Source organism: Streptomyces sp. NPDC048383, assembly GCF_040651775.1.
Taxonomy (GTDB): Bacteria; Actinomycetota; Actinomycetes; order Streptomycetales; family Streptomycetaceae; genus Streptomyces.
On sequence record NZ_JBEZKS010000029.1, the window covers coordinates 25873 to 52823 of the forward strand.

A 26951-nucleotide genomic window follows, 5' to 3' on the forward strand; every position below is an offset into this window, starting at 1 on the left:
GCACTGCCAACCCTACGGGGCGCCACCGACAGTGGTGGCATCGATCAGCGGTCACGGTCGGTGCAGGGGGTTGGGCACCGCGCCGTGCCTGACCGCGTGCGGGCGCTGTGGGCGGTCGCGGTAGCCGTCCTCGTGCAGCCGGTTCCGGTTCAGGCAGAGCCGCTCGATCCGCTCGGTGAGCAGGTCGAACTGCTCGCGGCGGTTCCTCAGCTCGGGAAGGTGTGCCTGGAGGCGGGGGATTTCCGCCCGTACGAGGGACCAGAAGTCGCACTCGGGGACGGCGAGCCGGTCCTCGCAGATCGCCGAGGGGTAGCGGAAGACGCCGATGAACAGCCTGGAGTGGATGCACTGGGTGAGGAAGGCCGGCGGCTCGGTGAGCAGTGCCGCCCGGACGTCGTCCGGCATGGAGGCGTGCTCGGGGAGGGGGTGCGGCTGATGTCGATGTCGTCCACGAGGTCCTTGACCGCGATGCGGACCGGTACGTCCTGTTCGTCGAAGATCGCGATCGTCTTCTCGCCGTGCGGGGAGAAGACGGTCCCGTAGCGGTGGAGGAAGTCGAGCAGCGTGAGGGTGAGGGTGTCGGGGGCGACCTGCCATTGCCGTAGGCGCGGCGGTGGGCGCGGAACCCGGGGCTGCTGCCGTCGTCCAGCGTCAGGGTCCAGGCGTCTCCGGCGGCGGCCGGGGCCGGAACGGGGCTGATGATCTCCTCGTACGCGAACTCTCCGAGCATCTTCGCCAGCAGTCGTCGGGCGGCGAAGTCCCAGGTGGGGCGGTTGAGTTCGGGGGGCGTGCCGGAGCGCTCGGGCGACGGAAGCAGGGCGGGCTCCGGGGAGTCGGGGATGGCGGGGAAATTCGGCACGGGACTCCTCGAGGATCGGGAACTTTGCTGCGTCGCGCAGAGTTTTCGAAGGGAGAGGCGTTGCTGGACGGATGCCGCGAAGATGGTCGGACCGGTCGCATCGGTCGGATCGGCTCTCTCGGTCGGATCGGATGACCCGTTCGCGGAGTGTGGTGCGGCGATCAGAGAAGGTTGCGCAGCGCTCGCTCCCGGAACATCAGGGCGGCGCGCTTTTCGGGGAGGTCGGTTTCCGCGGCGTAGCGGAAGCCGGCGGTGAGGAAGGCCGATACGGAGGGGGTGTTGGTGATGTCGGGTTCGGCGATGACGCGCGTGCACCGGGGTCGGTTGTCGAGGACGAGGTCGGCGACGGCGCGCAGCAGGGTGGCGCCGAGACCGCGACCGCGGTTCGCGCCTTCTCCGATGAGCAGGTGGAGACCGGCGTCGTGGGGCTGCGCCGCGTAGTACTGGGCCAAGGGGTCGAGGTCGGCCCGGTAGATCTCCCAGTAGCTCATGGGCGTGCCGTCGAGCAGGCCGATGCACGGGGTGCTGTGGCCATCTCCGTCGAGTTGGGCGCGCAGGTGCGCGGCGGTCACGGTGGCGGGTCCGGCAAGGTCCCAGTAGGCGGCGACCTCGGGGTCGTTCATCCAGCCGGTGAGGAGTTCCAGGTCACGGTCCGGGCGGACGGTTTCGAGGCGGAAGGCACCGATCGGAGTGGCCACCGCGCCCCAACCGGCCGGGGAATCGAGGAGATCGGCCTCGGCGAGCAGGGGGAGCAGACCGGCGGCGAGCCGTCGCCCGGAGTCCGGGTTGGAGACGGGTGCGGCGAGGGAACCGGTGGGGGTTTCGGTGGAGGGCATCGGCTCTTCTCCGGGTCGGTGAGGCGCGCGTCAGGCGTGGAGGGGGTTGGTGATCGTGACGTAGACGGACTGGGTCTCCACGGGGCCCACGAGCTCGTCGAGACCGCCGAGGCGGGTGAGCAGGTTCGCCTTGCATCGGAGGGTCGGTGAGTCGAGCAGTTGCGTGGGCAGCGGGCCCAGGTGCGCGGCCTTGCCGAGGAAGCGCCGGAACGCGGCGAGAAGCACCCGTTCGTCGGCCAGCCTCTGTGCGCCGAAGGCGCCGATGAGGCCGAGCACGTTGTTGATGCCGAGGTAGTAAGCGAAGCGTTCGTCGGTGACGGCGTCGGGAACGAAGGTGTCGCTGGTACTGCCGATTCCGGGAAGTCGACGTTCCAGTTCCGTTCGACGGGAGTCGCGGAAGTAGTACCCCTGGTTGTCGCGGAAGCGGCCGCCCACGGGCCAGCCGGCCGGGTCGAGGATCACCAGGGTGTTCTGCTGGTGGGCTTCGAGGGCGATGCCGGCGAGCGCGTCGAAGGCGAGGATCGGCAGGACGACGTGGTCGAGGTAGCGCAGGAACCACTCCGTGGACACGGCCGAGGTGGAGCGTCCGGTGGCGGAAGCGAGGCGGAGGACGGAGTCGACGAGCCGGGACCGCATGCCGGCCCGGCCCGGCCAGGGGCGCAGGGAGGTGAGTGCGGCGACGCAGACGGCGTCGTCGTGGGGACGGAAGGGGTTGTGGCGCAGGAGGGCGTCGAGTCCTGGGACGGGAGTGCCGTCCGGGGCATTGACGGCGACCCAGGCCGGGTCGCGGACGATGTCGAAGCCGGGGTGGGTGGCCTGCCACTGCTCGGCGAGGCCGGTGCGCAGCAGCCGGTGGACTTCGACACCGCGGTGGAGTTCCTTGCGGAGGTTCTCGCGGCGGGAGTTGGTGATGCGCAGGCCCAGGGAGAGTTTGAGCATCGCGGGGCTGCCGGGGCGGTGGACGGTGCGGACGGAGGAGGTGGGGTACCAGGGGGCGCCGTGCGGACCGAGGTCGGTGAGGAGTCCGGCGTCGCGGAGGGCGGCGACGGCGGGGCGCTGGAGGAGGTCGTGGGCCTGCCAGGGGTGCAGGGGAAGGGCGGTGGTGCCGACGGGCAGCGGGAGCCCCGGGGCGAGGCGGGCGAGCAGTTGGGGGGCGGAGACCGGACGGCCGCGTTCGGTCCAGGCGGAATCGGTGGCGAGGGCGGCGGGTGCGACGGCGAACCAGTGGAGGGGGAACGAGCCGTGCAGTTCGGGTGAGTAGCGGCGTACGTCGGCTTCGGAGAGCCCCTCGCGGCTCTTGGGGTCCGGCTGGAGGGGGTGGCCGAGGAGGAGCGACTGTTCGGCGGTGAGGAAGCGGTCCGCGTCGATGGGGGCGGGGGCGGTGGGGCGGTGGCGCCGGTCGGCGATGAACTCGGCGGTGCGGCGTACCGAGTCGGCGACCCGGCCCACGAGGTCGACGCCGGCGCGGCCGGTGCCCTCGCGGGCCAGCAGGGCGGCGACGGTGACGGCGTCCAGGGCGGAGGCCGTGACGGGGGCGCCCTCGATCCGGACGGGCGCGAACCGGTGCCAGCCCGCCGGGGACCAGTACCGGACGGGGACGAGCAGGGTGACGCCGGATGCGGGGAGGGGGATGCGGAGCAGGGGGCCGGCGGGCCCGTCGGGACGGTGGATGCCGCTCTCCCGGACCCAGCACCGCAGCAGGTTCTCCACCGTGGCGGCGTCGGCGGCGACGGCCGGGTCGGCGTGGTCCAGCAGGTCGGGCAGCGCCGCCGCTTCGGGCCCGTCCGGCCCGACCCCGCCCGCCCGCTCCCGAGGCACCCCGTCCTTCTGCCGCGGCACCCCCACCCCCGCCCGAACCTCCGCCACGCCGAAGCCCGCGCCGGAGGCGGGGGTGGGGGCCGCGCCGGAGGCGGAGGCGGGCGGCGTTCCGGGCGTGGGGGCCGTCGCCGGGCTGGGGCTCGTCGCGTCGGCGGGCGCTGGGTGCGCCGCGGGGGCTGGAGCGGGTGGCGCCTCGGGCGTGGGAGCCGTCGCGGGGGTGAGGCTCGTCGCGCCGACGGGCGCTTCGCCGGAGGCCGGCTCCCGGAAGTGGGCAGGGTGCGTCCCGGGGGCGGGGGCAGCCGCGCCGGCGGGCTCGGCCGAGGCTACCTCCAGGCAAGGGGCAGGGCGCGTCGCGGGGGCAGGGACAGCCGTGCCGGCGGGCTCGGCGGTCGGCGCTGGCTCCGGGTAAGGGGATGGGCGCGTCGCGGCAGCGGGGGCCGTCGCGGGGGCGGGGACAGCCGCGCCGGCGGGCTCGGCGGCGAGGGTTGCCTCCGGGGAAGGAGCTCGGTGCGTCGCGGGGGTGGAACCTGCCGCGACGGCGGGCCCGATGGCCGGTGCCGGCTCCGGGGAAGGGGCCGGGGGCGTCGCCGGAGTGGGGACTGCCGCGACGGCGGGCCCGATGGCCGGTGCCGGCTCCGGGGAAGGGGCTGGGGGCGTCGCGGGGGCGGGGGCTGCCGCGCTGACGGGCCCGGAGCCGGAGGCTGCGTCTGAGGACGGGGCTGGGTGCGTCGCGGTCTGCGGGTGCGGCATGGCGAGCTCCGCTACTGAGGGAGCGGGCTCCGCGTCGAAGGTGGTCGCTGGCAAGGGAGCGGGCTCCTCGGCGAGGACGAGTGGGGTGGACAGGCTCGGCGGCGTCACGGGCGCACACCCGGCCTGTGGGGACGGGCCGGAGGGCACCACGGCGCGCAGTGTTGCGTGTTCCTCCTCGAAGAGGCCCGAGAAGTCGACGGATGTTGATACGACCGTGGTCAGCGGGACGTGAGCCCCGGCGGTCATGGGTGCCTGGGCAGTGGCGAACAACTCCAGTGAGGGGACAGCTTCCGGTGCCGGGGACGACAGCGTTCCGGGAGTCGATGCGTCGAGGGACGACCCGACTCGGAGCCCTGGGGGCCCGGGCTGCTCGTGAGCGACAGCAGGCAACACAGGGGAACCGGAAGACTCCCCCGCCCAGAACGACAAGGCTCCGGACGGCGGCGCGACGACGGAGGGCCGAACCTCACTCTCCGGGGCTGCGGTCGCCTGAACCCGTGTCGATGACTCCGGATATACGGGCGGCTCACCGGCCCACGAGGACAGCGCCCCGGGGGACGGCACCACGGCGGATGCTCCGGCGCGGGATCCAGCAGGCTCCGCCGGCGGGACAGACGCCGCCACCGGCGTGGCTGCCACTCGCCCGGCGACAGATCCGACGAACGCTGAGGGCGTGCCGGAAGCCGCTGCCGGTGCGACAACTGCCGTCTCCGGGCAGGACCCGGCAGGCTCCGAGAGGAACAGGAAAGCCGCCGCCGGCGCCTCGCCCACCCGCCCCACAGCCGGACCGACACGACCCGGCGGGATCACCGCAGACACCGCCCGCGCGGCGCCCACACCCCCGGCACCGGAACCCGCAGGCTCCCCCGGCGCGGCCGGGGCCTCCCCGACCACCGGGCCCGCGCGCTCCGGCGACCGGGCCGAAGCCGCCGCTGGCCCAGCGACCACCCGCCCCACAGCCGGACCGACACGACCCGGCGGGACCACCGTAGGGACCGCCCGCGCGGCGCCCACACCCCCGGCACCGGAACCCGCAGGCTCCCCCGGCGCGGCCGGGGCCTCCCCGACCACCGGGCCGGCAGGTTCCGCGGGCGCCGCCGGTGTGGCGGGCGGGCGGTCCGCCGCCGAGCCGGCGGGGTCCGGCGGGAGGGGGCGGGTGGCCGAGCGGGGCGCGAGGCTCGGGGTGGGGCCGGCGGGGGGTGGGGTGGGGGTCGGGTCGGGCATCGGGGTCCTTCGCGTGCGGGTCAGTGGGGGCGGCGGGCCGCGGCGGGGACGGCGTCGGCGAGGCGGTCCAGGACGGCCGTCGCCTGCTCGTCGGTCAGGGTCAGCGGGGGCAGCAGCCGGACGACGCTGGAGTGGCGGCCGCCGAGTTCGACGATCAGGCCCCGGTCCAGGCACGCCTGGCGGACGGCGGCGGCGAGGTCGGGTGCGGCGGCGCCCGTCCCGGGGTCGACGAGCTCGATGCCGATCATCAGGCCGCGCCCCCGGACGTCCCCGACGCACGGCTCGTCGGCGGCGAGCCCGCGCAGCGCGGTCAGCATGCGTGCGCCCAGGACGGCAGCGCGTTCGGCGAGGCCGTTGCGGCGTACGTGGGCCAGGGTCGCGGTGCCCGCTGCCATGGCGAGCTGGTTGCCCCGGAAGGTGCCGGCGTGCGCGCCCGGTGCCCAGACGTCGAGTTCGGCCCGGTAGACGATGACGGCGAGCGGCAGGCTCCCGCCGATGGCCTTGGACAGGACCATCACGTCGGGCACGACCCCGGCGTGGTCGACGCCCCAGAAGGCACCGGTGCGGCCGACGCCGGTCTGCACCTCGTCCGCGATCAGTGGAATGCCCCGGGCGGCGGTGATCTCCCGCATGCGGCGCAGCCAGTCGTCGGGGGCCGGGTGGACGCCGCCCTCCCCCTGCACCGGCTCGACGATCATGCCGGCGGGGGCGGGTACCCCGCCCTTGGGGTCGTCCAGCAGGTTCTCCGTCCAGTGCGCGGCGACCCGTGCGCCCTCGGCTCCGCCGATGCCGAAGGGGCAGCGGTGGTCCTGCGGGTAGGGCAGTCGGGTCACCCGTACGTCGGTTGCGTGCCCGGAGGCGTCCAGGGCTCCGGCGGTCATGCCGTGGTAGGCGCCGGTGAAGGTGAGCAGTCCGGAGCGACCGGTCGCGGCGCGCACCAGTTTCAGCGCCGCTTCGACGGCGTCCGTACCGGCGGGGCCGCAGAATTGGATGCGGGCGTCGGCGGCCAGTTCGGGTGGCAGGTTCGCGAAGAGCTCGGTGGTGAAGGCGTCCTTGACGGGAGTGGCCAGGTCGAGGACGTGCAGCGGGGCCCCCGAGTCGAGGACTCCCCTGATGGCTTCCAGGACGACGGGGTGGTTGTGCCCGAGGGCGAGGGTTCCCGCGCCGGAGAGGCAGTCGAGGTAGCGCCGCCCGTCGGCTCCCTCGATGGTCAGCCCGCGGGCGCGGACGGGAACGATGGGCAGGGAACGGGCGTACGTCCGGGCGGCGGACTCCCGCAGCGCCTGTCTGCGGAGGATGCCCTCCGCCACGACGGGGCCCCGCGCTCCCTGGGGCGGCACGGAGGCCGCTGCTGCGGCCGGCTCGGTCAAGGCCACGTCTGTCGGTCCTCCCGCACGGAATTCCCTTCCGGATTGCGTCTCGAACATGAACGCTGGTGCACCATCCCCCGTACGTACCAACGACGGGGGAGGCGACGGATCACGGGTGGCCCGAAGATCCTTGGCCGCGATCGGACAAGACCGCGTGCCAGGTGCTCGGGACGAACGGCCGACCCGCCGGCCCCGGATCCGCACGGCCGAGCACGGCCGACGGGACGACGAGGACGCCTCACGACGGGCCGGACCGCAGGAACCGCGGACCCGGGCGCCGCCGTCCTCAGGGGCGGCGGCATAGTGGGGGGCTGCACGCCACCCCGATCCATTCCGCTCGAACACCTCGAAACACCAGGGGGACTGACGACATGCGACCGAACCGACCGGTCACCGCGATCCTGTGCGTGGCCGCGCTCGCGCTGACCGCCACGGCCTGCGGACCCGGCGACGGGGAGGCCGGCGGCGACGCCAAGCCGACCGTGGCTGTGAACCTGCCTTCCGGCGCCCCGTCCGGGATCAAGATCCCGGACGAGCTCAAGGACAAGCTCAAGCAGCACGGCTTCGACCTGGAGAAGTGGAAGGGGGGCGAGTGGAAGAACTGGCAGAAGGACGACTGGCTCCGCGAGGCGGGCGACTACATCAACCCCATCATCGAGGGGCTGTGGGACCCGGACCGGATGCGTGACGCGGAACAGCCGCAGCGGCCGGCCGTGGATCCGGACGCCGGCAAGGACCAGGGCGTCACCGACCCGACCCCGGCCGCGGTGACGGCGAAGCCCGCCGCCGCTCCGTACCACTCCAGCGTCCCCGCGTCGGGCAAGGTCTTCTTCGACGGCCCCGAGGGTTCGATGGTCTGCTCGGCGACCGTGGTGAAGGACCCCGCCCACCCGGGCAAGTCCAACATGGTCTGGACGGCGGGCCACTGCGTGCACGCGGGCAAGGCCGGCGGCTGGTACCGCAACATCGCCTTCGTACCCTCGTACAACAACACGGGCAAGCCGGCGGCCGCGCTGAAGGGCGCGCCGCGCGAGCAGGTGGCTCCGTACGGCGTGTGGTGGAGCGACTGGGCGCAGACGTCCGACCAGTGGATCGCCACGGGCGGTCCGACGGGCGGCGCGGGTGCCCCGTACGACTTCGCGGTGTTGCACGTGACGCCGGAGAAGGGCGGCGGCAAGTCGCTGGAGGAGACCGTCGGTACGGCGCTTCCGGTGGACTTCGCGGCTCCGGCCGTCGGGAAGGTCGCGAGCATCACGGCGACGGGTTACCCGGCGGCGGCTCCGTTCGACGGGCAGAAGGCGTACCAGTGCGCGGACAAGCCGGGGCGGCTGACGCTGAAGGCGGCGGAACCGGTGATGTACCGGATCGGCTGCACGATGACGGGCGGCTCCTCGGGGGGCGGCTGGGTCGCCGCGGGTGCCGACGGCAAGCCGGCGCTGGTGTCGAACACCTCGATCGGTCCGGCGAAGGCCGGCTGGCTGGCCGGACCGCGGTTGGGTCCGGAGGCCAAGGGGATCTTCGACGCGGTGAGCGGCAAGTTCAAGTAGGGCGGCCCTCGGCGCCCTGTGGCACGGTCCGTCGGCTCTCCGTAGGACGGCCCCTCGGCTCTCCGTAGGCCGCTCCGCCGGCCGACGCCCGACACGACGCAGGGCCCCCACCGAAGTGGGGGCCCTGCGTCATGCGTACGGCGCGTATCGCGTCGCCGTTACCGCGTGGCCCGTTACCGCGTCGCCGTTACTGCTTCGCGGGAATGAACGGCGCCAGCTCGGCCGCGAGTTCCGGGTGGACGCGGGCCTTGAGCAGGGTTCCCTCCGGGGTGTGCTCCTCGGAGATGACCTCGCCCTCGGCGTGTGCCTTGGCGATCAGCGAGCCGCGGGTGTACGGCACCAGGGCCTCCACCTCGACCTCGGGCCGGGGCAGTTCGGCGTCGATGAGCGCGAGGAGTTCCTCGATGCCCATCCCGGTGCGCGCCGAGACGGCGATGGAGTGCCGCTCGATGCGCAGCAGGCGCTGCAGGACGAGCGGGTCGGCCGCGTCCGCCTTGTTGATCACGACGATCTCGGGCACGTTGACGGCGCCGACCTCGCGGATCACCTCGCGGACCGCCGCCAGCTGCTCCTCCGGCGCCGGGTGCGAGCCGTCCACGATGTGCAGGATGAGGTCGGAGTCGCCGACCTCCTCCATCGTGGAGCGGAACGCCTCGACGAGGTGGTGCGGCAGGTGCCGGACGAAGCCGACCGTGTCGGCCAGGGTGTAGACCCGGCCGGACGGCGTTTCGGCGCGGCGCACGGTCGGGTCCAGGGTGGCGAACAGGGAGTTCTCCACCAGGACGCCCGCGCCGGTGAGGCGGTTGAGCAACGAGGACTTGCCTGCGTTGGTGTATCCGGCGATGGCGACCGAGGGCACCTTGTTGCGGCGTCGTTCCTGCCGCTGGATGTCGCGGCCGGTCTTCATCTCGGCGAGCTCCCGGCGCATCTTCGCCATCTTCTCGCGGATGCGGCGCCGGTCGGTCTCGATCTTGGTTTCACCGGGTCCTCGGGTGGCCATGCCGCCACCGCCGCCGCCACCCATCTGCCGGGACAGCGACTGACCCCAGCCGCGCAGTCGCGGCAGCATGTACTGCATCTGCGCGAGGGCGACCTGTGCCTTGCCCTCGCGGGACTTGGCGTGCTGGGCGAAGATGTCGAGGATCAGGGCGGTCCGGTCGACGACCTTGACCTTGACGACGTCTTCGAGGGCGATGAGCTGGCCGGGGCTGAGCTCGCCGTCGCAGACGACGGTGTCCGCCCCGCTCTCCATGACGATGTCGCGCAGCTCGCGGGCCTTGCCGGAACCGATGAAGGTGGCCGGGTCGGGCTTGTCGCGGCGCTGCATCACGCCGTCGAGAACGAGGGCGCCCGCGGTCTCGGCGAGGGCGGCGAGCTCCGCGAGGGAGTTCTCCGCGTCCTGCACCGTTCCGGAGGTCCAGACACCGACGAGGACCACGCGCTCCAGGCGGAGCTGGCGGTACTCGACCTCGGTGACGTCCTCGAGCTCGGTGGAGAGACCGGCGACGCGGCGCAGGGCCGCGCGCTCGGAGCGGTCGAGCTGGTCGCCGTCCCGCTCTCCGTCGATCTCGTGGCTCCAGGCGACGTCCTCTTCCATCAGGGCATCGGCCCGAAGGCTCTCGGTGAAGCTCTGCGGGTCGCGCGCGTCCTGCGCGTCGTCCCGCGGGTCCTGGGAAGGGGAAGAAGAGGAGGTCATTGGATCCTTACGTCGATTCGAATGCGTCGCGCCGGCTTCGGTGCGAGCCGCTGCCGTGCCTGTCCGGCGAGGCCCGGCCAGTTATGGCCAAAGGTACCGCCGCGCGTGACATCACACTGTCACGTGCAACGCGTCACCCCGTCCGGTGATTCCCCGGGGAGGCTCTCCCCCGGTTCCCCTGACGGCCTCGTCGATGGTGACATGCCCGTTCCCCGCCCGTCATACCGTTTTCCCGCCGTCCGATGCCGCGCCGCCCCCGGTCGCCGCTCCCGTCGCCGTGCCCTTGCCGCCGGCCGCCCCCGAGCCGCTCCACTCCGGGTGTCCCGGCATCGGCGGGGTCTTCGCCCCGTACAGCCACGGGTGCAGGAAGGGGGCGAGGTCCCGCCCGGCCTCCTGTGAGGCCAGCCGTACGAAGTCGGCCGTGCCGGCCACCCCGTCCCGGTGCTCGGCGACCCAGCGGCGCTGGACGCGGTCGAAGGCGGCCGTCCCGATCTCCTGGCGCAGGGCGTAGAGGATCAGCGCGGAGCCGTCGTAGACCACGGGGCGGAACAGCCCGATCTTCTCGCCGGGGCCCGAGGCCTTCGGGGCCGCCGGCGGGCCGCCCGCCGCCCGCCACTGGTCGGAGCGCTGGTACGCCTCGCGCATGCGCCGCTCCAGGGAGTACTTGCCGAGGCCGTCCGCGTAGAGGGCCTCGTACCAGGTCGCGTGGCCCTCGTTCACCCACAGGTCCGACCAGGTGCGCGGGCTGACGCTGTCGCCGAACCACTGGTGGGCCAGCTCGTGGACCATGACCGCCTCCACGTACCACTCGGGGTAGCCGGCGCCCGTGAAGAGCCCGTGCTCGAACAGGGAGAGGGTCTGCGTCTCCAGCTCGAACCCGGTGGTGGCCTTGGCGATCAGCACCCCGTAGTTCTCGAAGGGGTACCGGCCGACCCGCTCCTCCATCCAGGCCACGTGCCCGGGGGTCTTCTTCAGCCAGGGCTCCAGCTTCTCCCGGTCCGCGGCGGGCACCACGTCGCGCAGCGGCAGTCCGTGCGGGCCGGTGCGGTGGACGACGGCTGAGCGGCCGACGGAGACCTGGGCCAGTTCGGTGGCCATCGGGTGCAGGGTCCGGTACGTCCACTGCGTGGCGCCGCCGGCCCGGGCCGCGGGCAGGGCAACCGGCACGCCGTTGGCGACGGCGGTGAGCCCGGTCGGGGCGGTGATCCGGAAGGTGAACCAGGCCTTGTCGGCGGGGTGGTCGTTGCAGGGGAAGACGCGGTGCGCGGCATCGGCCTGGTTGGCCATGGCCAGCCCGTCCTCGGTGGGGACCCAGCCGCCGTCGCCGCGTCCGCGCGGGTCGCTGGTGTGCCGGACGGTGATCCGCAGCGGAACGCTCGCCGGCACCGCCCGCGCGGGGGTCAGTACGAGGTCCTCCCCGACGCTCTCGAACCGCGCCGGCTCCCCGTTGACCTCGGCCGACGCCACCGTGCCGTGGGTGAAGTCGAGGTTGATCCGCTCCAGCGGCTCCAGGCTGCGGGCTTCGATGACGGTGACCGCGTCCAGGGGGCTGCGATTGTCCTTGTACGTGAAGGACAGGTCGTACGAGAGGACGTCGTACCCGGGGTTGCCGAGCTCCGGGAACAGCCGGTCGCCGATGCCCAACGGCGTCGGCGGGGGCAGCACGGCGGCGACGAGGGTGAGGGAGGCCGCGGCCAACAGGGCGGCGCGCAGGCGCGGGGAGGTGAGCTGCATCCACCACCGCTTACCAGCGGCGGCGCCGCCCCCGCGTGCGACGCGCGACGCGACCACCCGAACGAGGCGTTCCCCCCAGGGACCGGCCTACGCACGCCCCCCTGCGCGCCCTGTCGGCCGCTACGTGCGGCGGACGTCGTAGACGCCCGGGACGTCGCGCATGGCGCGCATCAGGGCGGGCAGCCCCGTCGCGTCGGGCAGTTGGAGCGTGTACGAGTGGCGGACCCGTTGTTCAACGGGCGGTTCCACGGTCGCGGAGACCACCTCGACCCCTTCGCGGGCGATGGCCTCGGTCAGGTCGGCCAGCAGGTGCGGGCGGCCGAACGATTCGGCGAGGAGCGTGACCCGGCAGTCCGCGGTGGCCCGCCAGTGCACGGCGACGGCCGTCCGGCCCACGGACCGCATCTGGGCGACGGCCGGACAGTGGACGCGGTGCACGGTGACGGTCCCGCCCCGTACGAGGAACCCGGCGACGGCGTCCGGCGGTACGGGCGTGCAGCAGCCCGCGAGGCGCACGGTGGCGTCCGGCAGATCGGCGACGGCGTTGCCCCCGCCACCGCGCGCCCCGACGACGGACAGCGGTGCGCGGGGGGCCGCGGCGGCGGGTCCGGCCCCGTCCGGGTGGGACTGGAGCCAGCTGCTGATGGCGATCCGGGCGGCGGGGGTCCTGGCGTGGTCCAGCCAGTCGGCGGCCGGCCCGGAGGAGGCGTCCTGGGCGAGCAGCAGTTGGACGGTGTCCCCGTCGGAGAGCGGGGAGGACAGCGAGGTGAGGCGCCCGTTGACCCGGGCGCCGATACAGCCGTGGGCCGCTTCCCCGTGCTGCGCGTAGGCGGCGTCGATGCAGGAGGCCCCGGCGGGCAGGCTCATCGTCCCGGAGGCGCTGCCGTCCTCGCGGTAGACGGTGATCTCGCGGTCCTGGGCGAGTTCGGCGCGCAGGACCGTCCAGAAGGTGTCGGGGTCGGGCGCGGACTGCTGCCAGTCGAGGAGGCGGGACAGCCAGCCGGGCCGGGTGGGGTCTACGCGTTCCTCGTCGCAGTCGGCGGGCTCGCCGGTGGCGTACGGATTGCCGAGGGCGACGACCCCGGCCTCGGCGACGCGGTGCATCTGCCGGGTGCGCACGATGACCTCGGCGACGTAGCCCTCGGGGACGGCGACGGCGGTGTGCAGCGACTGGTAGAGGTTGAACTTCGGGACCGCGATGAAGTCCTTGAACTCCGAGACGACCGGGGTGAAACAGGTGTGGAGCTCCCCCAACACGGCGTAGCAGTCGGCGTTCTCGGCGACGAGGACGAGGATGCGGCCGAAGTCGGAGCCGCGCAGATCGCCGCGGGTGCGGGAGATCCGGTGGACGGAGACGAAGTGCCGGGGACGGACGACCACTTCGGCGGTGACGCCGGCTTCCCGCAGGACGGCGCGCACGGAGTCGGCGATGGCGGGGAGCGGGTCGGCCTCCCCCGCGTGGGCGGCGATGAGCGCGCGCGTGTGCTCGTACTCCTCGGGGTGCAGGATCGCGAAGACCAGGTCTTCCAGTTCGGTCTTCAGGGCCTGGACGCCGAGCCGTTCGGCGAGCGGGATCAGGACGTCGCGGGTGACCTTGGCGATGCGTTCCTGCTTCTCGGGGCGCATCACGCCGAGGGTGCGCATGTTGTGCAGTCGGTCGGCGAGTTTGATGGACATGACGCGGACGTCGTTGCCGGTGGCGACGAGCATCTTGCGGAAGGTCTCGGGTTCGGCGGCGGCGCCGTAGTCGATCTTCTCGACCTTGGTGACGCCGTCGACGATGAAGCAGACCTCGGCGCCGAACTCCTCGCGGACCTGATCGAGGGTCACGTCGGTGTCCTCGACGGTGTCGTGGAGGAGGGAGGCGGTCAGGGTCGTCGTCTCGGCGCCCAGCTCGGCGAGGATGAGGGTCACGGCGAGCGGATGTGTGATGTACGGCTCACCGCTCTTGCGCATCTGGCCGCGGTGGGAGGTCTCCGCGAGCAGGTAGGCGCGCCGCAGCAGGGAGAGATCGGCGTCCGGATGGTGGGCACGGTGGGCTTCTGCTACGTGTCCGATCGCGTCCGGGAGCCGGTCGCGGGACGTGGGCCCGAGCAGGGCCGCCCGACCGAGCCGCCGCAGATCGAGCCGCGTCCGGCCCCGTCTGCGCAGCTCAGGACGCACTTCGGCATGCGCTTCGGGGTTCGTGGCCTCTGCACTCATGGGCACCTCCGGCGGCTTCGACCGGCGGTGGCGGGCATGGGGTGAGCCCTCAGGGCCGGTGCCTGATGTTACCGACCCCACCACGTGGCGCAGTCCACCTCTCGCTCAGCGTGAAACGGATCACCCAGGAGAGGGAATCTTCAGGCGAAGGCCGTTTCGGTGAGCCAGGTGGGTTCGAACTCCCCGGAGGCGACGATGACGGCCGGTCCGGTCATGTCGATGCGCCCGTCGGGGTGCTCGGTGATGACCAGCGTGCCGCCGGGCAGGTCGACGGTGTAGCTCGCCGGGTCGCCGGTGACGGCGGGGTCGACGCCGTCGCGCCGGATCGCGGCGACGGCGACGGCGCAGGCGCCGGTGCCGCAGGAGCGGGTCTCGCCGGAGCCGCGCTCGTGGACGCGCATCGCGACGTGACGGGGGCCGCGGTCGACGACGAACTCGACGTTGACCCCGGTGGGGTAGGCGCTCGCCGGGCTGAACGGCGGGGCGTCGAGGAGGTTCCCGGCGTCGTCGAGGCTGTCGACGAAGGCCACGGCGTGCGGGTTGCCCATGTTCACGTTCCGGGCGGGCCAGGAGCGCTCGCCCACGGAGACGGTGACGTCGCCCTCGGGGAGCGCGGCGCGGCCCATGGAGACGGTGACGTCGCCGGTCTTGGCGAGGTGGACCCGCTTGACGCCGCCGCGGGTGGCCACGGCGAAGTCGCCGGGTTCGATGTGGCCGGCGTGGTGGAGGTAGCGGGCGAAGACCCGCACGCCGTTGCCGCACATCTCGGCGACGGAGCCGTCGCTGTTGCGGTAGTCCATGAACCACTCGGCCTCTTCGGCCAGGTGGGCGGCCTCGGGGTGAACCGCGGAGCGCACCACGTGCAGCACGCCGTCCGCGCCGATGCCGGCGCGGCGGTCGCACAGGGCGACGACGGCGGACGGCGGCAGGTCGATGGCGTTGTCCGGGTCCGGGACGATCACGAAATCGTTCTCGGTGCCGTGACCCTTGAGGAAGGAGAGGGCGGTGTGCGTCACCCGGCCATCGTACCGAGGCGGGGTCCGCGGCGACGGGCGGGATCAGCGCGTCGTCAGGGACCCGGTCCCCGGCCGGGTCGCCGAAGGAGAGGGCTCAGCGGAGCCGGGCCACCCGGTACACGGCGAGCGCCACGACGGCCAGCGCGAGCAGCGCGTACAGCGCGGCCATCCGCCAATCGGGGCGGCGGCCGCTGCCGCGGGGTGGGAGCCCGGGCCAGGAGTAGCCGACGCGGCGGGCCGCCATCATGCCCCAGCCGCCGGCGCAGCAGCAGATGAGGAAGCCGAGCATGGCGACCACGGCTCCGCCGTCGCCGAACTCGAAGGCGAGGGGGAACGCGAACATCAGGGACCCGGTGGCGGCCAGGATCACGATGGGGGCGATCTGCCAGAGCCGCAGGCGGCGCTGCGGGCGGAGCTCGACCTCGAACTCGGGGCCGGAGACGTCCTCCGCGCCGGCCTCGGGGGTGTCGGGGCCGTCGGGGGTCAGCCGCGCGGGGTCGGCGGGCAGACCGAGCCCGTCGGGGGTGTCCGGCACGCCCGGCGCGTCGGGGCCGGCGCCGCCGACGGTCCCTGCGGGGCCGCCGAGCAGCATCGGGTCGGCTTCCCGCCCGGTGTCGTCCCGCCCGGTGTCACGAGGGCCGGCCTCCATAGCCACGCGCCCTCCCCACTCGGACTTCGTACGTCGCTGTTCAGAAGTTTGATGATGGCACGGTCCCGGGGCCCGGACGGGCGTGCGGGGCGTCCCGATGCCATCACGTGATCAGGCTGTGACCGCTCGTTCGACCAACGACTGCGCGAGTCCGGGGAGTTCTCCACGATCCGCGACGGCCCCGCTGAGCCAGTGCACGCGGGGGTCCCGGCGGAACCAGGAGTCCTGCCGGCGGGCGAAGCGCTTGGTGGCCCGTACGGTCTCGGCGCGGGCCTCGTCCTCGGTGCACTCCCCCGCGAGGGCGGCGAGCACCTGTTGGTAGCCGAGCGCGCGGGAGGCGGTGATTCCGTCGCGCAGGCCGCGGGCCTCCAGGGCGCGGACCTCGTCCACCAGGCCCGCCTCCCACATGCGGTCGACGCGCAGGGCGATCCGCTCGTCGAGTTCCGGGCGGGCGACGTCCACGCCGATCTGCACGGTGTCGTAGATCGAGTCGTGGCCGGGCAGGTTCGCGGTGAAGGGCTTGCCGGTGATCTCGATGACCTCCAGGGCCCGGACGATCCGGCGGCCGTTGCTGGGCAGGATGGCGTGGGCGGCGGCGGGATCGAGCGCGGCGAGGCGGGCGTGCAGGGCTCCGGGGCCGCGCAGGGTGGCCTCCTCCTCCAGCCGGGCCCGGACCTCGGAGTCGGTGCCCGGGAACTCCATGGCGTCGAGGGCACCGCGCACGTACAGCCCGGAGCCGCCGACGAGGACCGGGGTGCGGCCCTCGGCGAGCAGCTTGTCGATCTCGGCGCGGGCGAGGCGCTGGTACTCGGCGACGCTGGCGGTCTCGGTGACGTCCCAGATGTCGAGGAGGTGGTGCGGGACGCCGCCGCGTTCCCCGGTCGTCAGTTTGGCGGTGCCGATGTCCATCCCCCGGTAGAGCTGCATGGAGTCGGCGTTGACGACTTCGCCGTCGAAATGACGGGCCAGGGCTACGCCCAGGTCGGACTTTCCGGCCGCGGTGGGACCGACGACGGCGATGACCCGCGGGGCGGGGGCTGCTTTCCTCACCGACACAGTCTCGCAGCCCCCGGTCAAGACGCGGTCGTGTACCCGATCGAGCGACGTGACGGGCTCGCGGCGGAGTCGTTGCCCCCAAGAGGTTCCGGCCCGGTGCACGCCGTGCGTGCACCGGGTGGAGGCCGCTGCGGCCGGGGCGGAACTTCACTCCCACGAGTAACGTTAGAGGAGCAGACATGGGCGTTTTCAGCCGGTTTTTTGGCCGCAAGGACGAGGTAGCGACCGAGACGGTCGCGGCCGAGGCCGACCCGGCGGGAACGCCGGTGGCTGAGACCGGACCGGCCGCACCGGCCGAGGAGGCCGAGACGGCGGTCGGGACCCCCGCGGCGGAAGCCGTGGAGATCCCGAAGCAGCAGTCGGCGGAGGCCGCCGCGGACAGCGAGGCCGGCGAGGGCGCCCGCACGTAACCGTTCACCACTGGAAGGTGACCCATGGGCCTGCTCGACAACCTCAAGGCCAAGCTCGCTCCGGCGAAGGACAAGGTCGGCGACCTCGCGCAGCAGCACGAGGGCAAGATCGGCCAAGGTCTGGACAAGGTGGCCAAGGCCGTCGACTCCAAGACCAAGGGCAAGTACAGCGGCCAGATCACGAGCGGTACGGGCAAGGCGAAGGACGCACTGGGCAGGATCGCGCACCAGGACGACACCCCCGGCGGGCCGACGCCGCCCACCCCGCCCACCCCGCCGGCGCCTCCGGCGGCCTCCTGACGCGGTGCGCGAAGGGGCGCGGAACCGAACCGGTTCCGCGCCCCTTCGGCGTGTACGCCGCGTCGCGCGCGCCGGGGTGGCCGGCGGCGGCCTCAGGACCAGGTGGCGACGAAGTAGCCGACCCCGTACGGGGCGCCCTCGTACAGCAGTCGGCCGTCCAGGTCGGCGGCTTCGGCGGCGCCCGCGAGGACCTGCCAGGGAGCGCGCCCGGCGGCCTGGAGCTCGTGGGCGAGTTCCGCGTCGAGGGCGGCCAGGGCGGGGGTGTCGGCCGCGCCGAGGGCCAGCGCGGCGGCCGCGTCGAAGGCGGCGGCGCGGTCGTCGAGGTAGCCGGGGGCCTTCAACGTCCGGCAGGCACTCCCGTCACCCATGACGAGCAGCGCCACGCGTTCGTCCCGTTCGGCGAGGGCCCGCCCGGCGGCCAGGCACAGTTCCGGTTCCAGCCGTCCGGCCACCCCCAGGCCCTCGACGGGAGCGGCGCAGCGGGCCCGTTCCAGCAGCCAGGCGCCCACGGCCAGCGAGGGGGGCAGCAGCCGCGGCCCCTCGTCGCCCTCGCCGAGTTGCACGTCGGCCGGGACGCCGAAGCCGCGGAAGGAGCCTCGGGATCCCTGCGGGTAGGGCCCGAGGTGGTCCTGGTCGGCGGCGCCGACGACGACCAGCAGGTCGGGTCGGGAGGCGGCGAGCACGGCCAACGCGTCCGAGCAGGCCGTACGGGCGGCGTCCAGTTCGGCGGCGGCCCCCGCGGCGACCTCCGGCACGAGGAGCGGCGGGGCGGGGCAGACAGCGGCGGCTACGAGCATGATCCGCAGCCTAGCCGCCCCCGGCGTCCGGTGGTCAGTCGATCGCGCAGCCCGACGTGGCGACGGGCAGCGGGGCGGGGACGCCCAGGGTGGGGATCCCGAGCATCACGCCCGCCGGCTGGGCCGGGGCCGCGTTCCGCTTCTCCCAGGCGTCGCCGGCGCGGGTGCGGCGCACGGCGCCGGTCGGGCCCTCGGCCAGCAGGTGGTGCGGGGCCGCGTAGGTGATGTCGACGGTCACCACGTCACCCGGGCGGACGTCGTCGGCCGGCTTGGTGAAGTGGACGAGGCGGTTGTCGGGGGCGCGCCCGGACAGCCGCTGCGTGGCGCCGTCCTTGCGGCCCTCGCCCTCGGCGACCATGACCTCCAGGGTGCGCCCGACCTGCTTCTTGTTCTCCTCCCAGGAGATCTCCTCCTGGAGGGCGACCAGGCGCATGTAGCGGTCCTGGACGACCTCCTTGGGGATCTGCCCGTCCATGTCGGCCGCGGGGGTGCCGGGGCGCTTGGAGTACTGGAAGGTGAAGGCGTTCGCGAAGCGGGCCTCGCGGACGGTGTGCATCGTCTGCTGGAAGTCCTCCTCCGTCTCACCGGGGAAGCCCACGATGATGTCGGTGGAGATCGCGGCGTGCGGGATGGCGGCGCGGACCTTCTCGATGATGCCGAGGAAGCGCTCCTGCCGGTACGAACGGCGCATCGCCTTGAGGATCGGGTCGGAGCCGGACTGCAGGGGCATGTGCAGCTGCGGCATCACGTTCGGGGTCTCGGCCATGGCCGCGATCACGTCGTCGGTGAAGTCGCGCGGGTGCGGGGAGGTGAAACGGACCCGCTCCAGGCCCTCGATCTGCCCGCAGGCGCGCAGCAGCTTGCTGAACGCCTCGCGGTCGCCGAGGTCGGAGCCGTAGGCGTTGACGTTCTGGCCGAGCAGGGTGATCTCGGAGACGCCCTCGGCGACCAGGGCCTCGACCTCGGCGAGGATGTCGCCGGGACGGCGGTCCTCCTCCTTGCCGCGCAGCGCCGGGACGATGCAGAAGGTGCAGGTGTTGTTGCAGCCGACGGAGATCGAGACCCAGGCGGCGTACGCGGACTCGCGGCGGGTCGGCAGCGTGGAGGGGAAGGCCTCCAACGACTCGGCGATCTCGATCTGCGCCTCCTCCTGGACGCGGGCGCGCTCCAGGAGGACGGGCAGCTTGCCGATGTTGTGCGTGCCGAAGACGACGTCGACCCAGGGGGCCCGTTTGACGATCGTGTCGCGGTCCTTCTGCGCGAGGCAGCCGCCGACGGCGATCTGCATGCCGGGGCGCTTGGTCTTCATCGGGGCGAGTCGGCCGAGGTTGCCGTACAGCTTGTTGTCGGCGTTCTCACGGACGGCGCAGGTGTTGAACACGACCACGTCGGCGTCGCCGTCGCAGCCCTCGGGGGCGCGCGTGTAGCCCGCGCCCTCCAGCAGACCGGACAGCCGCTCGGAGTCGTGCACGTTCATCTGGCACCCGTAGGTGCGCACCTCGTACGTTTTCAAAACTGCAGCCTCGCCCTCGACACTCACCCCACAAGGGTACGGGTTGGTCCCGGGCCGCCGACGCGGCAGCGGTCGACGGGCCCGCGCACCGCGCGGGGCCCGGTGGCAGGCGGCCCGCCGTGACAGGACGGCGGACGAGTGGCAGGATCGCCGGCATGCCCCTCCTCCCGACCACCGCCGGCCGGCGCCGCGCCCTTCGGGGCCTGGTGGCGGTGCTGGCCGTGCTCGTGGCGCTGCTGTGGTGGCTGCGTCCCTTCGGCGAACCGGAGCTGAAGGGGGACCTCACCTTCAGCTCGGGCGTCCGTACCGGCGTCTACCACACCTACGGGCAGCTGCTGGAGCAGGCCCTCGCGCAGGACATGCCCGGGATGCGGGTGGAGCTGGAGACGAGCGAGGGCTCGCAGCAGAACCTGGAGCGGGTGGCCGCGGGGCAGGCCGACTTCACGGTGGCGACGGCCGACGCGGTGTCCAAGTACCGCCTCGACGGCAAGCCGGGCGCGGATGGGCTGCGGGGCTGCGCGCGGCTCTACGACGACTACGTGCAGCTGGTGGTGCCCGCCGCGTCGCCGGTGCAGTCGGCCCGTGACCTGCGGGGCAAGCGGGTCGCGATCGGCCAGGACGGCTCCGGGGTGCGGCTGATCTCGGAGCGGCTGCTGACCGCGGCCAAGCTGAATCCGAAGCGGGACATCACTCCGGTGGCCATAGGGATCGACACCATGCCGGCGGAGCTGGAGGCGGGACGGATCGACGCCTTCTTCTGGTCGGGTGGACTCCCGACCAGCGCGGTGCGGAAGCTGTCGGAACGCTTCGAGATCCGGCTGGTGCAGCTCGGCGACCTGGTGGAGCAGCTCCAGGCGGGCGGCAGCCCGGCGCGCTACTACCGGGCGGCGGTGATGCCGCAGGACGCGTACGCGTATGCCCGCAACACCTCCGCGGTGGCGACGGTGGCGGTCCCGAACCTGCTGGTGACCCGGGAGGACACCAGTCCGGAGCTGACGGAGCAGTTCACGCGGACGGTGATCCTCAGCCGGGACCGGATCGGGGGCCAGGTGCACGCGGCCCAGTTGGTCGACCTGCGCACGGCGATCTACACGGACCCGCTGGACCTGCACGAAGGGGCCCGCCGGTACTACCGGTCGGTCAAGCCGTAGCCCCGCGGCGGCGCGGCCGCTCCCGCCGACGAAGCTGTAGCCCTCCTGCCCCTGACAGGCCCGTCCCGTCCCGCCCGCTGGGCGTCAGGCGGCCGGGAGCAGCATCATCGCCGCGGCCGCCGCGCCGATCAGACCCGCGTCGGTCCCCAGCCCGGCGGGAACGACTTCGAGGTCCTGGACGAAGCCGAGGGTCGCGTACGAGGCCAGGTGTCGGCGGACCGGTTCGAAGAGGGTGTCGCCCGCGGCGGCGACCCCGCCCCCGATGACGGCGATGTCGGTCTCGACGAGCGTGGCGGTGGCCGCGATGGCGGCGGCGAGCGCGCGGCCGGCCCGGTCGAAGGCGGCCCGGGCGACGGGATCGCCCGCCGCGGCGGAGGCGGCGACTCCGGCCGCCGTGGGGTCGGGTCCGGTCCAGCCCCGGGCCAGGGCCCAGCGCGCGATGGCGGTCCCCGAGGCCAGGGATTCGACGCAGCCGTGGCCGCCGCAGACGCATCGCTCCCCGTCGAAGGCGACGCTGATGTGGCCGATGTGGCCCGCGTTGCCGGTGGGGCCGGGGTGGAGCTGGTTGTTGAGGATCAGGCCGCCGCCGACGCCGGTCGAGACGACCATGCACAGGGCGTTCGCGTGTCCCCGGGCGGCGCCCAGCCAGTGTTCCGCCGCGGTCATGGCCACGCCGTCGCCCGCCAGGACGGTCGGGATCCGGGCGCCGCGGGCGGCGAGTTCCGCGCCGACCCGGGCCTGGACGGGGAAGTCCCGCCAGGCCCCGATGTTGACCGGGCTCACGGTGCCGCGCGTGGTGTCCACCGGGCCCGCGCTGCCGATGCCGCAGCGGACCACGTGTGGCCACAGGGGCGCTTCGGAGAGGTCGGCGACGACTTCGTCGACCGCCGCCATCACCGCGTCGGCGTCCGCCCCGTGCGGGGTGGGGCGGCGGGTGGCCGCCGTCATCGTGCCGTCGGGGTGGACCAGCGCACCGGCGATCTTCGTTCCGCCGATGTCGATCGCCACGGTCGGACCTACGGCTTCGGCTGCGGCGGCCGCGCGGGGCACGGGGAGGGCTGGGGTGGGAGTGGTCACGGTGGCGCTCCTGGAAGGGGTCGGATTTCAGTATGCGGCTGCCGGTGGGGCCGTACTCTCCCGGGGTTCGAGCCGGGGCAGCTCGCTCTCGCGGGTGCGGGGCGCGGCGCCCGCGAGGACGGCGAGGAGCTCCTCGGCGGCGAGCCGGCCGAATGCCGCGGTGTCGCGGACCAGCGCGGTCAGTCGGGGGTGGGTGACCCGGCACAGGGCGGAGTCGTCCCAGGCCACGATGGAGAGTTCGCCGGGTACGGCGATGCCGAGTGCGGCGGCGACCGCGCTGCCCGCGACCGCCATGACGTCGTTGTCGTACACGAGCGCCGTCGGCGGTTGTGGCCGCGCGAGGAGCCGGCGGGTGGCGGCGGCGCCCTCGGTGTCGGAGTAGTCGGTGGTCACCGACTCCACCTGGTCCGCGGCGAGGCCGAGCCGCAGCGCCCCGGCGCGCAGCGAGGCGATGCGGCGGGCGGTGTGCGCGAGTTCGGGCAGGCCCGCGACGTGGGCGATCCGGCGGTGCCCGAGGGCGTGCAGGTGCCCCAGTACGTCGGCCATGGCCCGGGCGTCGTCGGCCCGGACGGAGGAGAGGCAGCTCGCTCCCGGTTCGCCGGGGCCGCCGTCCTGATCGGCCGTCCCGGTAGCGGTCCCGCCGATCAGGACGGCGGGCAGGCCGAGGGCGGCGAGCAGTTCCGGGCGGGGGTCGCGGGTACGCGGGTCGACGACGAGGACGCCGTCCACGCGGCGCTCGGCCCACCAGCGGCGGTGGACGGAGCATTCGGCGTCGACGTCCTCGACGACCTGGAAGAGCAGGGCGGTGCGGCTCGCGGAGAGCACTTCCTGGATGCCGGAGACGAGTTGGAGGAAGAAGGATTCGACGCCGAGGGTGTGCGCGGGCCGGGCCAGGACCAGCCCGACGGCTCCGGAGCGTTCGCCGGAGAGGGCGCGGGCCGCGCTGTTGGGCTGCCACCCGAGTTCCTCCGCGACCTGCCGGATCCGGGCGCGGGTGCGCTCGGACACCCCGGGCCGGTCGTTGAGCGCGAAGGAGACGGCGCTCTCGGACACCCCGGCGCGGCGGGCGATGTCCTTGATGGTGGGTCTGCGGGCCATGCCTGCCTCATCCCTCGGTGACGTGGTGCGTGGGGCTGCGTAGGGCTACATGGGACTGCGTGGGACTGCGTGGGAGCGCGCGGGACCGCGCCGGACCGCGCCGGGACGGTGTGCGGCGGACCGTACGCGATCCAGCCCTGCGCGGGCCCCGCCCTCCGCGTCCGCGCGGACCGGAATCGGCTCGCCAATCGGCTTGTTGTCCCCTCTCCTTTTCCTCCGAACCTTCCGTATTCGCACCGCCGACTAAACCGCATTAGTCCCACCCTCCCCCACCCCACACGGCCCGGCCGGCAAGGAACCGACGCGCATAAGTGGCCATGCGCCGGCTCCTGGAAATCGCTGCCCCGAGGCCCTGTTGACTTTGTCCGACCCCGCGCGGCAGGTTGAGGCGTCCGGTGAATTCTCCGAACTCCGGGACGTTTCATGCCGCATGCCCCGCGCACCCTGCGCTTCGGCGCGAATTACGCCCCGACCCGGGGGTGGTTCCACCATTGGCTGGACTTCGATCTCGACGAGGTCCACGCCGATCTGGACTCCGTGGCCGCGCTCGGACTGGACCACGTCCGGGTGTTCCCGCTGTGGCCGTTGTTCCAGCCGAACCGCACCCTGATCCGGCCGCGCGCCGTCGAGCAGTTGGTCGCGCTCGCCGACGCGGCGGCCGCCCGCGGGCTCGACGTCGCCGTGGACGGGTTGCAGGGGCACCTGTCGAGCTTCGACTTCCTGCCCTCCTGGACGGCGACCTGGCACCGGCGCGGCATCTTCGACGACCCGGACGTCATCGCCGGCCAGGCGGAATACCTGCGCACCTTGGCCGCCGCCCTCGCCGACCGCCCCCACTTCCTCGGCATGACCGTGGGCAACGAGATCAACCAGTTCGCCGACGATCCGCATCCCGATCCCGACCGCGTCACCCCCGACCGGGCACGGCGCTGGCTGGAGCGCATGCTGGCCGCCTGCGAGGAGGGCGCCCCGGGCCGCCTCCACCTGCACGCCGAGTACGACGCCGTCTGGTACCGGGACCGGCACCCCTTCACCCCCGCGCAGGCGGCCCGGTTGGGCGCGGCCACCGCCGTGCACTCCTGGGTGTTCAACGGCACCGCGCAGCGCCACGGGCCCACCGGGACGGCGACCGAGCACCACGCCGCCTACCTGATCGAGCTGTCCAAGGCGTGGGCGGCGGACCCGCACCGCCCGGTGTGGCTCCAGGAGGTGGGGGCGCCCGCCCCGCTGATCGGGCCGGCCGACGCCGCCCGGTTCGCCGAGGCCACCGTGGCGAACGCGCTGGACTGCCCGGACCTGTGGGGGGTGACCTGGTGGTGCTCGCACGACGTGTCCCGGGATCTCGCGGACTTCCCGGAGGTGGAGTACGGCCTCGGCCTGCTCACCAACGACCGCCGGACCAAGCCGGTCGGCGCCGCCGTCGCCCGGATCGCCCGGCAGTGGCGCGGCCGTACGCACCACCCCGCGCCCCGGTCCACCGCCCTCGCCCTGGCCGCGGGCCCGGTGCCACGGGCCCGGGCGTGCGCCCCGGGCGGCGCGTTCTTCGAAGCCTGGGCCTCGTTGGCGGCCGAAGGGGTGCGCCCGGCGGTGGTCCTGGCGGAGCACGCCGGGGATCCGGCGCACCTGTCCGCGCGCGGCATCACCGAGGTGCTGCGGGTGCACGACGTGACCTGACCCGCACGGCCCCGCACCGGCCACGACCGCCCCGCCCCGCGTGAGGAGACCCGCATGTCCGCGACCGATCCGGGCGCAGTCCCCCGTACGTCCCCGGCCGGCGCCGCCCCGGAGCCGACCCGGCGTACGGTGCTGGTCGCCGGGGTCGCCGGCGCCGGCGCGCTGCCGGTCGGGGCCGTCGCCCCGGCGCGGGCGGCGACTCCCGACCCCGCGCCCGTCCTCGCCCCGTACGCCTCCTACTGGTTCCCCCACTCGCTCCCGCCGGGCGAGCCGGGGCCCGGGATCGTGTGGCGCTCGTTGTCGGCGTGGAGCCCGGAGGCGGACCCCGACCTGGCTCACAACGCGGCGACCGTCCCGCTCGCCCCGCGCTTCACCCCCGTGCCCCCGCACCCGGGCGCCCGCGCGGGGCAGGCCCGGATCGCCTCGCTCGTCTCGTTCGGTCCGACCGCCGGCAACCCGTCCCAGGGCTCGGCGACGGCCGACTCGTACGCGCTCACGCACTGGGCGTACATCGACGAGTTGGTCTTCTGGGGCGGTTCCGCCGGCGAGGGCGTCGTGCTCGCGCCGAACGCCCCCGTGACGGACGCCGCCCACCGCAACGGCGTCCGGGTCCTGGGCAACGTGTTCCTGCCGCCCGTCCCCTACGGGGGTGACCTGCGGTGGACGCACGAGTTGGTGCGGCGCGACGCCCTCGGCCGCTTCCCCGCGGCGGAGCAACTCGTCCGGGTCGCCCTGGCCCACGGCTTCGACGGCTGGTTCGTCAACGCCGAGACCGACGGCGGGGACGGCGCGTTGGCGTCCCGGATGCGTGGGTTCCTGCGCGCCCTGCGGGCCGCGGGCGAACCGCACGGCCTGCGCATCACCTGGTACGACGCCATGAACACCACCGGCCGGGTCGGCTGGCAGGGGGCGCTGAACGCCCTCAACCAGGAGTTCTTCGAGGACCGGGCCGGCAAGGTCGCCGACACCCTCTTCGTGGACTTCCGCTGGACCGCATCGACGCTGGCCGCCTCCGGCGCGCTAGCCGACCGGCTGGGCCGCTCCCGCCACGAACTGTGGGCGGCCGTGGACGTCGAGTCCAACGGGTTCCACTCACGCGTGCATTGGGACGCGATCGTGCCGCGCGATCGCGACCACGTCGTCAGCTACGGCTTCCACCGTCCCGAGTGGACCCGCAACCACCTCACCGACCGCTCCCCCGGCGCGTTCCACCGCTCCGACGACCTGTTCTGGACCGGCGAGTCCCTCGACCCGTCGAAGCCCGCACCCGCATCGGACTGGCGGGCGCCCGCCACGGTGGTCGCCGACCGTTCCACGGTGACCGGGCCGCCCTTCGCCTGTTCGTTCAACACCGGTCACGGACTGCGCTGGTACGAGGACGGCGAGGTCCGCGGCGACGCGCCCTGGAGCCACCTCGCCCTCCAGGACCGGCTGCCGGGCCGCCGCTGGGTGGTGGACACCGCCGGTGAACGGCCGTCCGTCACCCTTGACTTCGCGGACGCCTGGCGCGGCGGTTCGAGCCTCCTCGTGGCGGGCCGGCCCGGCGCCCCCGTCGCCGTCGGCCTGCACGCGACCCGGCTCCCGCTGACCCGCACCACGGTCGCCGAGCTGGTGCACCGTACGGAGGCCGGCCCGGTCGTCGTCGAGTTCGGGGTGGCCACCCGCGAGCCGGCCGCACCCGGCGACCCGATCCCCTACACCTGGCTGCGCGCGGCGGCCCCGAGCGGCGGCCGGGGTTGGCGCACCACCCGCGTCCCCCTCGGGGCGCCGGCCGGGGTGACCGCGTACGCCCTCGCGGTACGGATCACCGGACGCGGGAACGAGCCGGTGTCCTGGCGGCTCGGGGCCCTGTCGGTACGCGACACCGCCCTTCCCCGGCACCCGGCCCCGCCCACCCATCTGGAGCCGGCCGCCACCGCCCGGCGGGGCGACACCGTCGAGCTCCGCCTCACCTGGCACCGTGCAGCCGGGCCCGTCCGGCACTACGAGCTCCACCGCCTGCTCCCCGACGGCACCCGCCGCTTCCTCGGCGGCACCTGCGCCGCCGCCCTGTACGTCCCCTCCGTCCCCCGGGCGGGCCGGGAGCGGGCGGCGCGCTTCGAGCTGCGGTCGGTCGGGGAGACGTACGCGACCTCCGCGCCGGCCCGTACCGAACTGTCCTGGTAGCCGGCCCG

19 protein-coding genes and 1 pseudogene are annotated in these 26951 nt (G+C 74.0%); 6 read left to right on the top strand and 14 right to left on the bottom strand.

Annotation, left to right across the window (positions count from 1 at the left end):
* Positions 1-51: 51 nt before the first annotated feature.
* The 4 genes and pseudogenes from AB0D46_RS20550 to AB0D46_RS20565 all read right to left on the bottom strand — a co-directional run bounded on the left by AB0D46_RS20550 (position 52) and on the right by AB0D46_RS20565 (position 6863).
* A pseudogene (locus tag AB0D46_RS20550) lies at positions 52-992 on the bottom strand (IucA/IucC family C-terminal-domain containing protein).
* Between the two features lie 28 nt (positions 993-1020).
* Positions 1021-1695, bottom strand: a complete 675-nt coding sequence (locus tag AB0D46_RS20555; protein WP_362879280.1) for a GNAT family N-acetyltransferase — start codon at positions 1693-1695, stop codon at positions 1021-1023.
* 30 nt (positions 1696-1725) lie between these two features.
* Positions 1726-3513, bottom strand: a complete 1788-nt coding sequence (locus AB0D46_RS20560) for an IucA/IucC family protein (RefSeq protein ID WP_362879282.1) — start codon at positions 3511-3513, stop codon at positions 1726-1728.
* A 1994-nt stretch (positions 3514-5507) separates the two neighbouring features.
* On the bottom strand, positions 5508-6863 hold the full coding sequence (locus tag AB0D46_RS20565) for a diaminobutyrate--2-oxoglutarate transaminase family protein (protein WP_362879284.1): 1356 nt from the start codon (positions 6861-6863) through the stop codon (positions 5508-5510).
* Positions 6864-7228: 365 nt separating this feature from the next.
* On the opposite strand from AB0D46_RS20565, the gene AB0D46_RS20570 reads away from it, so the two are divergent.
* Entirely contained in the window at positions 7229-8404 is a 1176-nt protein-coding gene (locus tag AB0D46_RS20570; protein WP_362879286.1) for a hypothetical protein, read from the top strand.
* Positions 8405-8591: 187 nt separating this feature from the next.
* On the opposite strand, the gene hflX is transcribed toward AB0D46_RS20570, so the two are convergent.
* The 6 genes from hflX to miaA form a co-directional block, all read right to left on the bottom strand.
* On the bottom strand, positions 8592-10100 hold the full coding sequence (hflX, locus tag AB0D46_RS20575) for a GTPase HflX (protein WP_362879288.1): 1509 nt from the start codon (positions 10098-10100) through the stop codon (positions 8592-8594).
* Positions 10101-10319: 219 nt separating this feature from the next.
* The gene (locus AB0D46_RS20580; protein WP_362879290.1) at positions 10320-11834 is read right to left on the bottom strand and encodes a M1 family metallopeptidase; all 1515 of its coding nucleotides are present in this window, start codon (positions 11832-11834) and stop codon (positions 10320-10322) included.
* Between the two features lie 120 nt (positions 11835-11954).
* On the bottom strand, positions 11955-14036 hold the full coding sequence (locus AB0D46_RS20585) for an HD domain-containing protein (protein WP_362879292.1): 2082 nt from the start codon (positions 14034-14036) through the stop codon (positions 11955-11957).
* Between the two features lie 140 nt (positions 14037-14176).
* On the bottom strand, positions 14177-15052 hold the full coding sequence (dapF, locus tag AB0D46_RS20590; RefSeq protein ID WP_362879294.1) for a diaminopimelate epimerase: 876 nt from the start codon (positions 15050-15052) through the stop codon (positions 14177-14179).
* Positions 15053-15146: 94 nt separating this feature from the next.
* Positions 15147-15701: a hypothetical protein gene (locus tag AB0D46_RS20595; RefSeq protein ID WP_362879361.1), complete on the bottom strand. Its 555-nt coding sequence runs from the start codon at positions 15699-15701 to the stop codon at positions 15147-15149.
* 111 nt (positions 15702-15812) lie between these two features.
* The gene (miaA, locus tag AB0D46_RS20600) at positions 15813-16751 is read right to left on the bottom strand and encodes a tRNA (adenosine(37)-N6)-dimethylallyltransferase MiaA (protein ID WP_362879296.1); all 939 of its coding nucleotides are present in this window, start codon (positions 16749-16751) and stop codon (positions 15813-15815) included.
* Between the two features lie 185 nt (positions 16752-16936).
* Between miaA and AB0D46_RS20605 the strand changes: the two genes are divergently transcribed.
* Both AB0D46_RS20605 and AB0D46_RS20610 read left to right on the top strand, forming a co-directional pair.
* Complete coding sequence (locus tag AB0D46_RS20605) at positions 16937-17167, top strand: gliding motility protein (protein ID WP_362879298.1); 231 nt, start codon at positions 16937-16939, stop codon at positions 17165-17167.
* 24 nt (positions 17168-17191) lie between these two features.
* Positions 17192-17467: an antitoxin gene (locus tag AB0D46_RS20610; RefSeq protein WP_362879299.1), complete on the top strand. Its 276-nt coding sequence runs from the start codon at positions 17192-17194 to the stop codon at positions 17465-17467.
* Between the two features lie 92 nt (positions 17468-17559).
* Here AB0D46_RS20610 and AB0D46_RS20615 read toward each other — a convergent pair whose 3' ends face one another.
* Positions 17560-18264, bottom strand: a complete 705-nt coding sequence (locus AB0D46_RS20615; protein WP_362879301.1) for a hypothetical protein — start codon at positions 18262-18264, stop codon at positions 17560-17562.
* Between the two features lie 34 nt (positions 18265-18298).
* Positions 18299-19777, bottom strand: a complete 1479-nt coding sequence (gene miaB / locus AB0D46_RS20620; RefSeq protein ID WP_362879303.1) for a tRNA (N6-isopentenyl adenosine(37)-C2)-methylthiotransferase MiaB — start codon at positions 19775-19777, stop codon at positions 18299-18301.
* Positions 19778-19932: 155 nt separating this feature from the next.
* Here miaB and AB0D46_RS20625 point away from each other — a divergent pair, with 155 nt between their 5' ends.
* On the top strand, positions 19933-20928 hold the full coding sequence (locus tag AB0D46_RS20625; RefSeq protein ID WP_362879304.1) for a TAXI family TRAP transporter solute-binding subunit: 996 nt from the start codon (positions 19933-19935) through the stop codon (positions 20926-20928).
* A gap of 84 nt (positions 20929-21012) precedes the next feature.
* Here the strand turns inward: AB0D46_RS20625 and AB0D46_RS20630 are convergent, their stop codons facing one another.
* Together AB0D46_RS20630 and AB0D46_RS20635 are read right to left on the bottom strand one after the other, a co-directional pair.
* Positions 21013-21936, bottom strand: a complete 924-nt coding sequence (locus AB0D46_RS20630) for an ROK family protein (protein WP_362879363.1) — start codon at positions 21934-21936, stop codon at positions 21013-21015.
* A 96-nt stretch (positions 21937-22032) separates the two neighbouring features.
* Positions 22033-23103, bottom strand: coding sequence for a LacI family DNA-binding transcriptional regulator (locus AB0D46_RS20635; RefSeq protein WP_362879306.1), 1071 nt, complete (start codon positions 23101-23103; stop codon positions 22033-22035).
* Positions 23104-23526: 423 nt separating this feature from the next.
* Here AB0D46_RS20635 and AB0D46_RS20640 point away from each other — a divergent pair, with 423 nt between their 5' ends.
* Positions 23527-24777 (top strand): glycosyl hydrolase, encoded by a 1251-nt coding sequence (locus AB0D46_RS20640; protein WP_362879308.1) that lies wholly within the window; start codon positions 23527-23529, stop codon positions 24775-24777.
* Positions 24778-24831: 54 nt separating this feature from the next.
* Complete coding sequence (locus AB0D46_RS20645) at positions 24832-26943, top strand: endo-beta-N-acetylglucosaminidase (RefSeq protein ID WP_362879310.1); 2112 nt, start codon at positions 24832-24834, stop codon at positions 26941-26943.
* Positions 26944-26951: the final 8 nt, after the last annotated feature.